The following is a 15,907-nucleotide window of genomic DNA, read 5'->3' as shown; positions in this document are numbered from 1 at the left end:
GTAGCAGGCCAAGATAGTCCGACACTAACGACAAGAGGCAAATTTCATTCTGTTTTCTCTAAACGAGAAAAAGCTTTCCCAAAATACATGGGAAAGCTGGATTTAAATTAGTCCAATACTTTAATCCGAACCTGTTTTCGCCCAAATCCAAATGCCTGATCTGTTGTTGGCATGAACAAGTCAATTTTCATTCCTTTGATCGCTCCACCAGTATCACCAGCCACTGCATAACCATAGCCTTCTACCCAAACCTTGGAACCCAATGGAATAACACTTGGATCTACCGCTATTACTTTTAAGTTAGGGTTTGAACGCAAATCGATACCTGTAGCAGTAATTCCAGAACAGCCATTACAGTAAGCTGTATACGCTGTCGCAGAGACATAAAATTCTTTGCCATTAGGTTCTGATGAACTAGAGGCACCACGTGAAACGCTTGCCGTAACAATCTTCGTTCCAATAGCCACGACTTTCTTGGCTGGATCACTAACTACTTCTTCGCCTTTTAGAATGCGGGCGACCGGTTTCCCGTTTTCAGAAATTATTTCATAAGTTTGTTTAACGGATCCTTTTTTACCTTCTTGTACAACTTTTTCTTTACCTTTTAACAGGTTCTTATCTTTACGTGTTTCCACAGCGAAATTCGTTGCTGCTTCCACTACATCGGTGACTTTTTCTACGCGAACGACTTGTATAACATCGTTTGGAATCACTAGTTCATCCATTCTTTGTTCGACACGATCAAATTCATTCATTTGAATCTCTTGTTGTTTTAAAAAGTCAGCGACCGTAGTCGAAGTGGACCAAACCTTCATTTCATTGACACCATCTACGAGCGTTACTTGGAACGCTTTTTCAATCGCAATGTTTGTATCGGGTCCGACCTTGGCATCAAGCCTAGGTGTTAACTTATCTTGCTCAGAAACTTCAATCTTTGCTTCTGCTAAAACTTCACTAACTTGATTAGCAGTTGTTTGGATGGTTTGTTTTTTCCCATCAACTGTAATCGTAATTTTTTTTGCCTGCTCCCACTTAATAGAAAGTCCTTCTTCTATCTTCGTGTTCAATGAGGGTGACACTAAATCAGCGTCGGAAACTTTTATGTTTTGTTCATTTAATAAGTCTCCAACTGTATCTGCATGGGTGTTAACTTCTTGTTGTTTACCATTAACCGTCAAAGCGACAGTTTGTTTCGTTCCTATGAAAAGAACGGCTGATATTACTGAAACAATTAAGATAACTGCGATTGCTGCTATTCCTATTTGTTTACTCCTCAATGCTTTGGTGAACAGGTTTTTCATGGAATTATTTGACATGAAAAACGCCTCCTTATCACTCGTGTGATTATATAGATTTCAAAAATGCCTGTCAACCATTCTAAATTAGTCAAACTATTCTGGTTGAAAGCTCCTCCTTTGTCCAAGTATTGGAGACGGTTCCAGTTTTTATACAGGTAGTTTGTAAAATTTTATGGCATTTTCAGTCGTGGCTCTTGCCACTTCATCAATTGAAACATCTTTCAAACGAGCGATTTCTTCTGCTACAAGTGTTACGAGTGCCGGTTCATTGCGTTTTCCTCTATGTGGATGAGGTGCCAAGTAAGGAGCATCTGTTTCAATCATTAAATACTCCAAAGGAATTTCGGCAGCTACTTCTTTCGGCTTCTTCGCATTTTTGAAAGTCACGGGACCCCCAAGGGAAATCATGAAATTTAAATCAATGCAGATTTTAGCGGTTTCAACACTGCCACCATAACAATGCATTACTCCTCCGGTTTTTTCAGCCTGTTCTTCCTGTAAAATGCGGATGACATCTTCGGTAGCATCACGGTTGTGGATGACAATCGGCAAATTCACTTTTTGTGCCAAACGAATTTGCTTTCTGAACAACTCTTGTTGCACATCATGCGGAGACTTATCCCAATGGTAATCCAAACCAGTCTCACCAATAGCCACAACTTTTGGATGAGCCGCTAATTCCTCAATCCATTGCAAGTCTTCATCTGTACAATCAATAGCATCTACCGGGTGCCAGCCAACAACTGCATAAATAAAATCATATTGTTCCGCTAGCGAAATCGCTCGCTTAATCGTTTTATGGTCAAAACCAATGACAACCATGTGGTTTACCTTTGCTTCTAGTGCCCGTTCAATGACCTGTTGTAAATCTTCATCGTATTGATCTGCATTTAAATGGACATGTGTGTCTATGTACATGATTAATCGCCTCACTGTTTCTATTTTAGAATTAATAAGTATTTCCTACATCTCTGTCTTGTAACAAATTGACGACAGAACCATGTGTTCTTCATAACAATCAGGACTAAATAACCTGGAAATGGCAATTATAACTAATTGTATTTTATTTCCAGTGATTCCAACGACCTAAACTTTCCAAAGAATAGCACGTTCCGATTCATAGTGACAAGGAAAAAGCCTGCTCAGCAAATGCTGGACAGGCTATAGGGATTCTCTTTTATTTTACTTTCGCACCATTTTCAAGCTTTTCATCTACGGTTGCCAATGTTAAATAACCGTCTTTTTCTCCAGCAAGAATCATTCCTTGCGATAATTCTCCGCGCAGCTTGACTGGTTTTAAGTTGGCTACAACAATAACTTTCTGCCCGACTAATTCTTCAGGCTTGTAACTTTTGGCAATGCCCGATACAACCTGACGTTGTTCGTATCCCAAATCTACTTGCAGCTTCAATAATTTATCCGCTTTAGGAATTGCTTCACAAGCTGTGACAGTGGCCACTCGTAAATCTACATTCAAAAATTCATCAATTGTGATTTCTGGCACTTCTGCCACTTCTTCTTTTACCACTTCATATTCTTCCGCTTTTACAGGACCACGCATTTGTTCTTGAATATACGTAATTTCTGTTTCCACTTCTAACCTTGGGAAAATCGGTACGCCTTTTTCAATCACTTTTGTGCCAGTTGCAATGCTTGATGTGTTTTCAAGTGAATCCCATGTCAATGCATCTGCAGACAACCCTAGTTGCTCAGCAATTTGTTTTGGCGCATTTGTCATAAAAGGTTGTAAGTAAACGGCTATTTTACGAAGACTTTCAGCCAAATTCCACATAACTGAACCTAGTTTTGATTTGTCTGATTCTTCTTTAGCCAATACCCATGGTTGTGTTTCATCAATATATTTATTCGTACGAGAAACAAGAGACCACAAATCGCTTAACACGATACTGAACTGCATCTTCTCCATACTTGCTTCATATTTTTCTTTCACTTCTTTTGCATGCTCTTGTAAAGTAGCATCAAATTCTGTTGGTTCATTTCCTTCTGTTGGAATCACACCATCAAAATATTTATTCATCATGGAAACAGTACGATTAAGTAAGTTTCCTAAGTCGTTTGCCAAGTCATAGTTCGTACGTTCCACAAAAGATTCCGGTGAAAAGACACCATCAGCACCGAATGGTAACTCACGTAATAAGAAATAACGAGTAGCATCTAGTCCATAACGGTTCACTAAAAGTTCCGGTGTGACAACATTGCCTTTTGACTTCGACATTTTCCCGTCTTTCATCATGATAAAGCCATGTGCAAATACTTTTTTAGGTAACGGTAAATCCAAAGCCATCAAGAAAATTGGCCAGTAAATTGTATGGAATCTCACAATGTCCTTACCGACCACATGTACATCAGCAGGCCAGAACTTATTAAATAATGATTCATCATCCGACTTATACCCGAGAGCTGTAATGTAGTTTGATAGAGCATCTACCCATACATAAATGACATGTTTTGCATCTCCAGGTACTCGGATTCCCCAATCAAATGAAGTTCGGGACACAGATAAATTTTCCAATCCTGGTTTGATGAAGTTATTTATCATTTCGTTTTTTCTGGACTCAGGTTCAATAAATTCCACATTATTTTCATAATAGTTCAGCAAGCGGTCAGCATATTTTTTCATATTGAAGAAATATGATTCTTCTTTGACTTTTTTCACTGGACGTCCACAGTCCGGACAGTTTCCATTTTCCAATTGTGATTCAGTAAAGAAAGATTCACAAGGCGTGCAATACCATCCTTCATACTCACCTTTGTAAATATCGCCGTTATCAAGGAATAACTGAAAAATCTTTTCAACGCCATCTTTATGACGCTGTTCAGTCGTACGAATAAAATCGTCATTGGAAATGTGCATCAAGTCCCAAACCTGTTTGGAAGCTTCCGCAATTTCATCGACATATGATTGTGGATCTTTTCCAGCTTCTTGCGCTTTCTCCTGAATCTTTTGACCATGCTCATCCATTCCTGTTAAAAAATGAACATCAAAGCCACGTAAACGCTTGTAGCGAGCCATCGCATCGGAAGCCACCGTTGTATATGCAGTTCCAATGTGGAATTTGCCACTTGGGTAATAAATTGGAGTCGTAATATAAAAAGAATTTTTTTTACTGTTCACTTAAATTCGCCCTTTCGTGCCCATAAAGTAGTAATACTATTCTATCTGAGTACCTGAATTGTTTCAATGCTGTAAGATTGACGGAAATTGTCGAATAATAATTACATTGAGTTTTAATTCAGTTTTTTTCTATTATTGCCATATTCTTGACACTAACAAATATTTCGTGTCAAAAATATTATATTATAACTATATAATATCATATTTTTAACAATTATTACTTTGAATTGGGAGTAATAGTTATTGACGAATTTGGGAGGAGTTGGTATGATAAATAACAGACAAGAAAGAAATGTCGAAATTTGACGAATTACTTTTATAATTCGGGAGGAGTACTTTTCATGAAATCTACAGGTATCGTTCGTAAAGTTGATGAATTAGGACGCGTAGTTATTCCAATAGAGCTTCGCCGTACATTAGGCATTGCTGAAAAAGACGCATTGGAAATTTACGTGGATGACGATAAAATCATCTTGAAAAAATATTTACCAAACATGACATGTGCTGTTACTGGTGAAGTATCAGATGACAACCTACGTTTAGTAGGCGGAAAACTGATCTTGAGCCCAGAAGGCGCAGACTTATTGGTAAAAGAAATTCAATCTAATCTTACTAAATAATTTCAAAATCCGGAGCGACAATACGTCACTCCGGATTTTTTATGCTTCAATATGATACTGCTGATAAACATCCCGCTTTGGTAAATCTCTTTCCTTGGCCACGACTTTAATGGCTTCTTTTGAAGAAAGCATTTGATTATCCATTACATGGTTAACATGCTCAGTTATGGATAAATTCAACCACCATTTTTCCATTTTTTCAGGATTTTCTTCTTTAGAACCATCGATAACCAATACAAATTCTCCACGCACGTCTTCACTCTCTACCCAAGCCACTGCTTCTTCTAAAGTTCCTCTTACAAACTCTTCGAACTTCTTCGTAACTTCTCGAGCCAAGACCACTTTTCGCGAAGATCCCAGTATTTGTTGAGCATCTCTTAGTGTTTCCTTTAATCGATGTGGAGCTTCATAAAAAAGCATCGTTTCTTTGTGATATTGAAGGTCTTCAAGCGCAGCTTTCCGATCTTTCTTTTGCCTCGGAAGGAAACCATAAAAAGTAAATGACAAAGTGGAAAGTCCAGATGATATTAACGCACTCAATGCAGCATTCGCACCAGGAATTGGCACCACGGATAAATTCTCCGCTACTGCCTTTGCCACAATATCTGCTCCCGGATCTGAAATGCACGGTAAGCCGGCATCACTAACAAGTGCAATATTCTTTCCTTTTCGCAGAAGCTCTAAAAGTTTGTCCCCACCATATTCCAAGTTATGTTCATGGTAGCTGATAAGCGGTGTATCAATTTCAAAGTAGTTACACAGTTTTTTCGTATTACGTGTATCTTCCGCAGCAATATAATCCGCTTCTTTCATCATTCGAATCGCACGAACGGTCATATCCTCCAAGTTTCCAATAGGTGTCGCCACCAAATATAAAATACCAGTAGAAGATTGTCCTGAAAAACTCTTTTGTGCGTGCATTACTGTTCACCTCTCATTCCATTTGCCATATAATCTATTTTGTCACTTTTCTTTAATTGTTTAAATGCATACTCCGCTTTCATCGCCAGTTGTTTCGTTTCGAATACTTCCTGATAAATACAAGTGACCGGTCGTCTTGCTCGGGTATACTTGGCGCCTTTGCCGCTATTATGAACATTTACACGTTTTGTTAAATCGTTGGTATAGCCGGCATAATAGGAACCATCAGCACATTCCAATACATAAAAAACATGCTCATTAGTTCTTTCCATAAAGCATCTCACGCACTTCTTCTGTATATACACCTTTTTCATCGTACACATATAAAGGGGGAAGAATTTTTAAATCAGGTTTTCCATCTTTGATTCCTTCTATTAACAAGGTATTCGCTTCTTTGCCTTCTTTCGGATAAACAAAGCGAATGCGTTTCGGCTCCAGTCGATTGGCTCTCATCGCCGTAACAATGTCCAACAATCTGCCAGGTCGATGAACAAATGCCGCTTTTCCACCTTGTTTTAACAGCTGACTTGCAGATTGAACCGCTTCGTCTAACGTTAAATAAAGTTCATGACGGGCTATCGCTAAATGCTCTTTCAAGTTTTTATTACTTGCTTCATGGGCAGGAAAATATGGAGGATTGCACGTCACCACATCATACTTTTCAATTCCTAACTCTTTTGGAATCGTTTTTACATCCCCTTCAACAATAGTAATTTGTTCATTCAATTGATTATAACTAACGCTTCTCTTGGCCATATCAGCCAATCGTTCCTGTAATTCTACACCTGTTATTTTGGCTTTCGTCCGTGCACTTAAAAATAAAGGAATGACGCCATTTCCTGAACACAAATCGACGATAGACCCTTGTTTAATCGGTACATACGTAAATTTTGCAAGCAGGACCGCATCGAGTGAAAATGAAAAAACGGACGGACTCTGAATAATCCGTAGTTCTTCTGCAAGCAAATAGTCTAGTCTTTCATCATCTTGTAAGTCGATTTCCATTGGTTAACCCTCCGACATAACAAAAGACCGACATCCACTTGAATAAGTGGAATCAGTCTTTCATCACCCGTTTTGTTTATTTAAAAAAGAAAGGCAAAATAAACAATCTTCACCTTTACGTGAGCTTCCAAAGTGCACATGACACACATGGAATCCTTCTTGATATAATCGTGCCAAGTTATCGTAACCTTCTCCAATATCAAGCCGGCTTAATTTTTTTGCATTTAGTTCGTTCTGCTTCAGGACTTCTTCTTCCGCTGCATGAATTTCATCCAGTCGCGTTCGAAGAAGGAAGTTTTCTTGCTGCAAAGACTGATGTTCTTCCATCATCAATGCCACGAACTCTTTAAGTGCATGGAACTGCCCTTGCAAAGATTCCAGTTGCTGTTCAAACTCCATGACCGTATCCAAAAAATTACGATCTTTCACGTACATCACCTCGTTGTTCAGTCCATTACACTTGGTTTTCTGCATATTGTTGAATTTCTTCTAATGTATAGTCAAGCACACGTTGTTGCTCAGCTAATTCAACTTGCATCACGCGTTCCAGCAAATTAATTCCGACGACTTTTCCTTTGCCATCAGGTGTGGAAATTCGCGCACCCATATCGGGCATTAACTCTTTTGCTGTTTCATACTCATCATTTTCGTATTTCAAACAGCACATCAATCGACCACATAAACCCGAAATTTTTGATGGGTTTAGAGAAAGGTTTTGATCTTTGGCCATTTTGATTGAAACAGGTTCAAAATCACCTAAAAATGTAGAACAGCACAACATACGACCACATGGTCCGATTCCACCAAGCATTTTTGCTTCGTCTCGAACCCCGATTTGACGTAACTCGATTCGAGTTCTGAAAACAGAAGCTAAATCTTTCACCAAATCACGGAAGTCCACTCGACCTTCAGCCGTGAAATAAAAAATTATTTTATTTCGATCAAATGTATACTCTACATCGACCAGCTTCATATCCAGCGTGTGTTCAACAATCTTCTCTGTTCCAAGCTCAAATGCCTGTTGCGATTCAAGTTGGTTCTCTTCCACTTGATGGCGATCACGCTCATCAGCCGGACGTACAACTTGCTTAAGTGGCAAAACCACATCGTGTTCTTCAACTTGCTTTACAGGAACGACGACCTTCCCGTATTCTACCCCTCTAGCTGTCTCAACTATAACATACTGATCTTTTTCTAAAGGAAAATCAGCTGGATCAAAATAATATATTTTACCCGCTTTCTTAAAGCGGACACCTACCACGTTATACAAACGAAAACCCCTCCTGAAGATTCAGCATTAACTGTTCCATTAACAGCGTCCGATTCATATTGCGATGCAGTTGTTGCTTCGCTTTTAATATGGCCTCTATTTTATTGGACAAGTGCTCATACGTAGTATGAAGGGCACGTCGTTGATAAAAGGGCAAAAAATCTGGATACGCGTAAGCTGAATCACTTTTGGCCTTGACTGATACTAAATCGCGGTATGCGAATAAAAGCAAATCCAATGCCTGTTCTGTTTCTTCTTTTTCTTTTAACAAAGGTAACCAATCTTCATGTACGGTCAACATCGCTTCATGTACATTAGATTCGACTGCCTCAACCAATTTTAACACTGTTTTTCGAACCTGTGCAAACTGCTCATCTTTTGCCAATTGTGAAGATTCTTCCAAATCATTCGTCAACATGGAAACAGTTGCCGCCATAGACGCAGTCAAGCCTTGATCTATCAGTACTTTCACCCGTTCTTCATAAGGAATAGCAGGGAAAGAAATAATTTGACTACGCGATCGAATTGTCGGTAAAATCGCATGTGGTTTTTCCGTTAACAAAATCGCTGTAATTAGACCTTCAGGTTCTTCTAAAAATTTGAGCAATGTATTCGCAGCAGATGCGTTTAAGCGATCTGCCCTGTGGAGCACATATATTTTACGGCCAGCTTCAAGGCCTGTTTTATTCATCTCATATATCAACTGGAGCATTTGATCTTTTTTGATATCTTGTCCATCCGGCTCAATTTGAATAAAGTTAGGATGGTTGCCAGATTCAAATCTTCTGCACCCTCGGCACGTTTCACATGAAACATTTTGTACGGGTTGTTCACATAATAATAATTTCACAAAAGCGCGCATGACCGCTACTTTGCCAGTTCCTTTTGCTCCTTCAAAAAGATACGCATGAGCAACACGATTTTTCTGAAAAACCGTTTGGAGTTGTTTCATTACAACTGGCTGTAACTGTCTGACATCTTTTTGGTTTGCATCCATGAAGTTGCTCACCCTTTCTTTTTGAAAAAACCCGTGCTCCGGACATCCGGAAAACACGGGATTTTTCGTGTGTAGCTAAATAAAATTGATTCATAAATGCAGTACTAAAATTTAAAAATGATGGAACTGTTCAATCGGAAGCACAAATACTGTTGCGCCACCTACTTCAACTTCTACTGGATAAGGAATGTATGAGTCAGCATTACCGCCCATTGGCGATACCGGAGCAACCATCTGCTCACGAGAACGACAATTATCACGGATTAAATCAAGTGCTTTCGGAATTAATTCGTCATCGGTACCGATTAAAAACGTCGTATTTCCTGATCGTAAAAAACCACCAGTACTTGCTAATTTGGTTGCACGAAAGTCACCTTTCGTAAGTGCGTTTGATAAACGGTTACTATCTTGATCTTGCACCACAGCCACTATAAGCTTCATCAACTCGGCCCCTTTTCCAGAAGTTCTTCCTACTATTATAACATGAAAAGTTTATTCATTTCATACGTGAAGCAAGATAATTTTTCAGAACATTCAGTACGTATTCCGTTACTTCTTCCTGTGATTTGGAAGCATCCACCACATGTATTCGTTCTGGATATCGTTTGACGACTTCCTGGTAACCTTCTCTTACTGCTTCATGAAATGCCAAATTTTCAGCATCTAGTCTATTCTTTTCCCTTTCATCATGCTTTGCAATCCTTTTTAGACCCAATGAAGGTTCCAAATCAAATAATAATGTTAGGTTGGGCATTAACTTGCCAATTGCAAACTCATTGATGGAAAGTACTTCGTCAATTCCCAACCCGCGGGCGTGACCTTGGTAAGCAAGAGATGCATCAATAAATCGATCACATAAAACGATTTTATTTTCATTTAATGCAGGCGTGATTTTTTCCACCAAGTGTTGTCTTCTCGCCGCGGCATACAATAGTGCTTCTGTACGGCCATCCATCTCCGTGTAATCGTTATTTAATATGACTTCACGTATATGTTCTGATATGCGGATACCACCCGGCTCACGTGTTGATACAATCTCGTATCCCTCATTCGTTAATTGTGCAACAACATCACCCATCACAGTTGTTTTTCCTGCACCTTCTGGTCCCTCAATTGTAATAAAAAATCCTTGGTTGTTCATTCTTTTTCCTCCTTCAAGACAAGCAACTGTTTTCGGCTCAAATCATGCTCACCTTGAATCGTTGCACCACTCGCTAAATAATCTGCAAGCATTTTCAATTTATTAGTTGTAATTTTCTCCCCACGAACAAACAAAGGAATACCGGGTGGATACGGAATAACCATTCCCGTACAGATTCGTCCGGTAGTTTTCGTAAATGAAATCCATTCATTTTCTGCCGTCTGTAACTCTTTATATGAAACGGCTAAAGTTGATAGCGCTTCTATATCATGCGAATAATCAATTTCCACTTTATCTCTTTGCTGTTTAGAACATTTTTCAACAGCAGATTTTATCTTCCTTCGTATTTCTGCAAACGGGAAGTGATGTCTAGCTTTTAATAAAGGCAAGATCATTAAAACTTGCTCGGGGTCCGCTAGTTCTACATAGATTCCCTGGTGCTCCAATTGTTTTTGCAAGCTGAAGCCAGTCAAATGGGATACCCGTAAAAGTAACTTCAGTGGATCATCAACTTCAATAACTTCAAGAGAAGGAATCGTCTTTAACCCATCCACGAACTGATTTCGTGACTTGATAAACAGCTGATGATCTTCATGCGCATACGTTCCGATATAATGTCGGGCATCATCCAAGGATGCGAGTAATAGATACGAGGGACTGCTGGATTGAAGCATACGCAAATAGCGATTCACTCTATCATTTGCCACTCGATTTGAGTTGATATGAAGAAATGAACCCATGGTCAATGCCGGCAGTGTTTTATGAGCGGACTGTACAACCACATCTGCGCCCATTTCAATTGCGGACATCGGAAATTTGCCTTTTCCAATAAAATGCGCCCCATGTGCTTCGTCAACTAGGACGGGAATTCCGTGTTCATGCGCCAACTGAATGGTTTCAATCATTTCAGAATTCGTCACGCCATAATAAGTGGGGTGAGTTAAAATAATTGCTTTTGCATCTGGATAATAGTCGATAGCCGCAGCTACAGTAGAAAAGCTGACGTGTGATGGCGTATAGGTAGCCTCATCCCATTGAGGTGTTAAAAACACGGGTTGTGCACCTACCAGCTCAAGTGCATGGAATACCGACTTGTGAGCATTCCTTTGCACCAGTACTCGATCTCCTACCCCACAAGTTGCATACACCATCGCCAAATTTCCCACGGTAGAGCCATTCACCAGAAAATAACTATGTTGCGCTCCGTAGGTTTTTGCCAATAAATCTTGTGCCTCCGCGATGACTTCTTCCGGATGATGATAATCATCAAGTCCACTGAGCTCTGTGTAATCAAACCTCATTACATCTTTAAAAGCACGCGGCAATTCGGACAATGCCCCATGTTTATGTCCAGGAACATGAAACGAGCTATTTTGATTTTCATAAAAACGTTGCATCGCTTCTACTATTGGACGTTCCTTCATATCTAATCCCTCACAATTTTTCATATAGCTTTATTATACAACAAGATGGACAATCACCGACGGCCATTGCACTGTTATCTCATACACCAAGTTAAGTTGACCACTGAAACAAAATATCTCTTTTTATATATGCGATTGATAATTTATCGCTCAGATTGAAGTATTTCTCGTTCAAACTCATCTCACTGGTAAGTTGACTTGTTGAATCAATTCACCCGTTCAATCCTACTTCCCATAATATAAACCTTCCACCAACAGAAAAGATTCATGAAGAGTCAGCGTCATGGATCCTAATTTAAGAATTTGGTTTCCATTACTCTTAACCCCCTATTAGTTCTGTTTTCGCTGCGCTCCTGTTCAAACCATTGAATACAACACAAAAAAACCGACACCTCGGAAGGTATCGGTTTCTTATTTTGCCTAGCGACGTCCTACTCTCACAGAGGGCGCCCCCAACTATCATCGGCGCTAGGCTGCGAAAGACGATGCACGGCAGATTTCTTCGTCAACCGCAGGTCTTCGAGTCTCGCGTATATTATACGCTCCGAGTCTCATCCCTTTGTTTCCTCGAACTCTTTGTTCCTCCTCTTTCTCGCACACCTTCGATTCCTGTTTAAAAAAGAACATAAAAAAAACCGATACCTCGGAAGGTATCGGTTTCTTATTTTGCCTAGCGACGTCCTACTCTCACAGGGGGTGTCCCCAACTACCATCGGTGCTAGGCTGCGAAAGACGATGCACGGCAGATTTCTTCGTCAACCGCAGGTCTTCGAGTCTCGCGTATATTATACGCTCCGAGTCTCATCCCTTTGTTTCCTCGAACTCTTTGTTCCTCCTCTCTCTCGCACACCTTCGTACTAAGCTTAAAAAACAACACAAAAAAACCGACACCTCGAAAGGTATCGGTTTCTTATTTTGCCTAGCGACGTCCTACTCTCACAGGGGGAAACCCCCAACTACCATCGGCGCTAAAGAGCTTAACTTCCGTGTTCGGTATGGGAACGGGTGTGACCTCTTTGCCATTATCACTAGACTATTTGAGTGTTTGTTCACTCAAAACTGGATAAACGGGTCATTGAAAACCATTCAAATTCATTTTGGTTAAGTCCTCGATCGATTAGTATTCGTCAGCTGCACACGTCACCGCGCTTCCACCTCGAACCTATCTACCTCATCGTCTTTGAGGGATCTTACTTACTTGCGTAATGGGAAATCTCATCTTGAGGGGGGCTTCATGCTTAGATGCTTTCAGCACTTATCCCGGCCACACATAGCTACCCAGCGATGCTCTTGGCAGAACAACTGGTACACCAGCGGTGTGTCCATCCCGGTCCTCTCGTACTAAGGACAGCTCCTCTCAAATTTCCTACGCCCACGACGGATAGGGACCGAACTGTCTCACGACGTTCTGAACCCAGCTCGCGTACCGCTTTAATGGGCGAACAGCCCAACCCTTGGGACCGACTACAGCCCCAGGATGCGATGAGCCGACATCGAGGTGCCAAACCTCCCCGTCGATGTGGACTCTTGGGGGAGATAAGCCTGTTATCCCCGGGGTAGCTTTTATCCGTTGAGCGATGGCCCTTCCATGCGGAACCACCGGATCACTAAGCCCGTCTTTCGACCCTGCTCGACTTGTAGGTCTCGCAGTCAAGCTCCCTTCTGCCTTTACACTCTACGAATGATTTCCAACCATTCTGAGGGAACCTTTGGGCGCCTCCGTTACACTTTAGGAGGCGACCGCCCCAGTCAAACTGCCCGCCTGACACTGTCTCCTGCCCCGCTAAGGGGCAAGGGTTAGAAGTTCAATACAACCAGGGTAGTATCCCACCGACGCCTCCTCCGAAGCTGGCGCTCCGGAATCTCAGGCTCCTACCTATCCTGTACAAGTTGTACCAAAATTCAATATCAGGCTACAGTAAAGCTCCACGGGGTCTTTCCGTCCTGTCGCGGGTAACCTGCATCTTCACAGGTACTATAATTTCACCGAGTCTCTCGTTGAGACAGTGCCCAGATCGTTACGCCTTTCGTGCGGGTCGGAACTTACCCGACAAGGAATTTCGCTACCTTAGGACCGTTATAGTTACGGCCGCCGTTTACTGGGGCTTCAATTCGCACCTTCGCTTGCGCTAAGCACTCCTCTTAACCTTCCAGCACCGGGCAGGCGTCAGCCCCTATACGTCACCTTACGGTTTTGCAGAGACCTGTGTTTTTGCTAAACAGTCGCCTGGGCCTATTCACTGCGGCTCTCTCGGGCTTTAACACCCTAATAGAGCACCCCTTCTCCCGAAGTTACGGGGTCATTTTGCCGAGTTCCTTAACGAGAGTTCTCTCGCTCACCTTAGGATTCTCTCCTCGACTACCTGTGTCGGTTTGCGGTACGGGCACCTTCCACCTCGTTAGAGGCTTTTCTTGGCAGTGTGAAATCAGGAACTCAGACCTAATGGTCCTTGTCATCACAGCTCAACGTTATAGGAACGGGATTTGCCTCATTCCACGCCTTACTGCTTGAACGTACATAACCAACAGTACGCTTACCCTATCCTTCTGCGTCCCCCCATTACTCAAACGGTGGAGTGGTGGTACAGGAATATCAACCTGTTGTCCATCGCCTACGCCTATCGGCCTCGGCTTAGGTCCCGACTAACCCTGAGCGGACGAGCCTTCCTCAGGAAACCTTAGTCATTCGGTGGACGGGATTCTCACCCGTCTTTCGCTACTCATACCGGCATTCTCACTTCTAAGCGCTCCACCAGTCCTTCCGGTCTAGCTTCAACGCCCTTAGAACGCTCTCCTACCACGGATTCCATACGGAATCCATCCACAGCTTCGGTGAATTGTTTAGCCCCGATACATTTTCGGCGCAGCGTCACTCGACCAGTGAGCTATTACGCACTCTTTAAATGATGGCTGCTTCTAAGCCAACATCCTGGTTGTCTAAGCAACGCCACATCCTTTTCCACTTAACAATTACTTGGGGACCTTAGCTGGTGGTCTGGGCTGTTTCCCTCTTGACTACGGATCTTATCACTCGCAGTCTGACTCCCAATTATAAATCTCTGGCATTCGGAGTTTGTCTGAATTCGGTAACCCGGGATGGGCCCCTAGTCCAAACAGTGCTCTACCTCCAGGATTCTCAAAATTGAGGCTAGCCCTAAAGCTATTTCGGAGAGAACCAGCTATCTCCAGGTTCGATTGGAATTTCTCCGCTACCCACACCTCATCCCCGCACTTTTCAACGTGCGTGGGTTCGGGCCTCCAGTAAGTGTTACCTTACCTTCACCCTGGACATGGGTAGATCACCTGGTTTCGGGTCTACAACTACATACTCTATCGCCCTATTCAGACTCGCTTTCGCTGCGGCTCCGCCTTCTCAGCTTAACCTTGCATGCAATCGTAACTCGCCGGTTCATTCTACAAAAGGCACGCTATCACCCATTAACGGGCTCTAACTACTTGTAGGCACACGGTTTCAGGATCTCTTTCACTCCCCTTCCGGGGTGCTTTTCACCTTTCCCTCACGGTACTGGTTCACTATCGGTCACTAGGTAGTATTTAGCCTTGGGAGATGGTCCTCCCAGATTCCGACGGAATTTCACGTGTTCCGCCGTACTCAGGATCCACTCAGGAGAGAACGAACTTTCGACTACAGGGCTTTTACCTGCTGCGGCGGACCTTTCCAGATCGCTTCGTCTAACTCGTTCCTTTGTAACTCCGTATTGAGTGTCCTACAACCCCAAGAAGCAAGCTTCTTGGTTTGGGCTCTTCCCGTTTCGCTCGCCGCTACTCAGGGAATCGAATTTCTTTCTCTTCCTCCAGGTACTTAGATGTTTCAGTTCCCTGGGTGTGCCACGGATGCGCTATGTATTCACGCAAACGTACTGCTCTATTAAAAACAGTGGGTTTCCCCATTCGGAAATCTCCGGATCAAAGCTTACTTACAGCTCCCCGAAGCATATCGGTGTTAGTACCGTCCTTCATCGGCTCCTAGTGCCAAGGCATTCACCGTGCGCCCTTATTAACTTAACCTAAAAGTTAAAAAGTTCTTACGCATACAACCGAAGTTGTATGTTGAATTACTTGAATGTTTATTGC

Annotated in this window: 13 protein-coding genes and 2 rRNA genes; 1 reads left to right on the top strand and 14 read right to left on the bottom strand. The window is 42.0% G+C overall.

Annotation, left to right across the window (positions count from 1 at the left end; translation table 11 throughout):
* Nucleotides 1-107 precede the first annotated feature (107 nt).
* The 3 genes from MHH33_RS00235 to metG all read right to left on the bottom strand — a co-directional run bounded on the left by MHH33_RS00235 (nt 108) and on the right by metG (nt 4,434).
* Entirely contained in the window at nt 108-1,316 is a 1,209-nt protein-coding gene (locus tag MHH33_RS00235; RefSeq protein WP_016429965.1) for a G5 and 3D domain-containing protein, read from the bottom strand.
* Nucleotides 1,317-1,445: 129 nt separating this feature from the next.
* On the bottom strand, nt 1,446-2,216 hold the full coding sequence (locus tag MHH33_RS00230; protein ID WP_016429966.1) for a TatD family hydrolase: 771 nt from the start codon (nt 2,214-2,216) through the stop codon (nt 1,446-1,448).
* A 259-nt stretch (nt 2,217-2,475) separates the two neighbouring features.
* Nucleotides 2,476-4,434 carry a methionine--tRNA ligase gene (gene metG / locus MHH33_RS00225; protein WP_342542609.1) on the bottom strand — a complete coding sequence of 653 codons (1,959 nt, stop codon included), beginning with the start codon at nt 4,432-4,434 and terminating at the stop codon, nt 2,476-2,478.
* Nucleotides 4,435-4,775: 341 nt separating this feature from the next.
* Between metG and MHH33_RS00220 the strand changes: the two genes are divergently transcribed.
* Nucleotides 4,776-5,054: an AbrB/MazE/SpoVT family DNA-binding domain-containing protein gene (locus MHH33_RS00220; protein ID WP_016429968.1), complete on the top strand. Its 279-nt coding sequence runs from the start codon at nt 4,776-4,778 to the stop codon at nt 5,052-5,054.
* 39 nt (nt 5,055-5,093) lie between these two features.
* Here MHH33_RS00220 and rsmI read toward each other — a convergent pair whose 3' ends face one another.
* The 11 genes from rsmI to MHH33_RS00165 form a co-directional block, all read right to left on the bottom strand.
* Nucleotides 5,094-5,975: a 16S rRNA (cytidine(1402)-2'-O)-methyltransferase gene (gene rsmI / locus MHH33_RS00215; protein WP_342542608.1), complete on the bottom strand. Its 882-nt coding sequence runs from the start codon at nt 5,973-5,975 to the stop codon at nt 5,094-5,096.
* The gene (locus MHH33_RS00210; RefSeq protein ID WP_342542607.1) at nt 5,975-6,247 is read right to left on the bottom strand and encodes a GIY-YIG nuclease family protein; all 273 of its coding nucleotides are present in this window, start codon (nt 6,245-6,247) and stop codon (nt 5,975-5,977) included. Before MHH33_RS00210 ends, rsmI begins: the two co-directional genes overlap by 1 nt.
* Nucleotides 6,234-6,980: a tRNA1(Val) (adenine(37)-N6)-methyltransferase gene (locus tag MHH33_RS00205; RefSeq protein WP_016429971.1), complete on the bottom strand. Its 747-nt coding sequence runs from the start codon at nt 6,978-6,980 to the stop codon at nt 6,234-6,236. Before MHH33_RS00205 ends, MHH33_RS00210 begins: the two co-directional genes overlap by 14 nt.
* A 63-nt stretch (nt 6,981-7,043) precedes the next feature.
* Nucleotides 7,044-7,409, bottom strand: coding sequence for a DNA replication initiation control protein YabA (gene yabA / locus MHH33_RS00200; protein WP_016429972.1), 366 nt, complete (start codon nt 7,407-7,409; stop codon nt 7,044-7,046).
* 25 nt (nt 7,410-7,434) lie between these two features.
* On the bottom strand, nt 7,435-8,250 hold the full coding sequence (locus MHH33_RS00195) for a stage 0 sporulation family protein (RefSeq protein WP_016429973.1): 816 nt from the start codon (nt 8,248-8,250) through the stop codon (nt 7,435-7,437).
* Nucleotides 8,243-9,247: a DNA polymerase III subunit delta' gene (gene holB, locus MHH33_RS00190; protein ID WP_016429974.1), complete on the bottom strand. Its 1,005-nt coding sequence runs from the start codon at nt 9,245-9,247 to the stop codon at nt 8,243-8,245. Before holB ends, MHH33_RS00195 begins: the two co-directional genes overlap by 8 nt.
* A 111-nt stretch (nt 9,248-9,358) precedes the next feature.
* The gene (locus MHH33_RS00185; RefSeq protein ID WP_016429975.1) at nt 9,359-9,688 is read right to left on the bottom strand and encodes a cyclic-di-AMP receptor; all 330 of its coding nucleotides are present in this window, start codon (nt 9,686-9,688) and stop codon (nt 9,359-9,361) included.
* Between the two features lie 55 nt (nt 9,689-9,743).
* On the bottom strand, nt 9,744-10,388 hold the full coding sequence (gene tmk, locus MHH33_RS00180; RefSeq protein ID WP_016429976.1) for a dTMP kinase: 645 nt from the start codon (nt 10,386-10,388) through the stop codon (nt 9,744-9,746).
* Nucleotides 10,385-11,812, bottom strand: a complete 1,428-nt coding sequence (locus MHH33_RS00175) for an aminotransferase class I/II-fold pyridoxal phosphate-dependent enzyme (protein WP_342542606.1) — start codon at nt 11,810-11,812, stop codon at nt 10,385-10,387. The genes tmk and MHH33_RS00175 overlap by 4 nt, the downstream gene beginning before the upstream one ends.
* A gap of 917 nt (nt 11,813-12,729) precedes the next feature.
* Nucleotides 12,730-12,845 (bottom strand): 5S ribosomal RNA (gene rrf / locus MHH33_RS00170).
* Nucleotides 12,846-12,909: 64 nt separating this feature from the next.
* Nucleotides 12,910-15,841, bottom strand: a 23S ribosomal RNA gene (locus tag MHH33_RS00165).
* Nucleotides 15,842-15,907: the final 66 nt, after the last annotated feature.

Source organism: Paenisporosarcina sp. FSL H8-0542 (assembly GCF_038632915.1).
GTDB lineage: Bacteria > Bacillota > Bacilli > Bacillales_A > Planococcaceae > Paenisporosarcina.
This window is presented reverse-complemented; position numbering and strand designations above follow the sequence as displayed.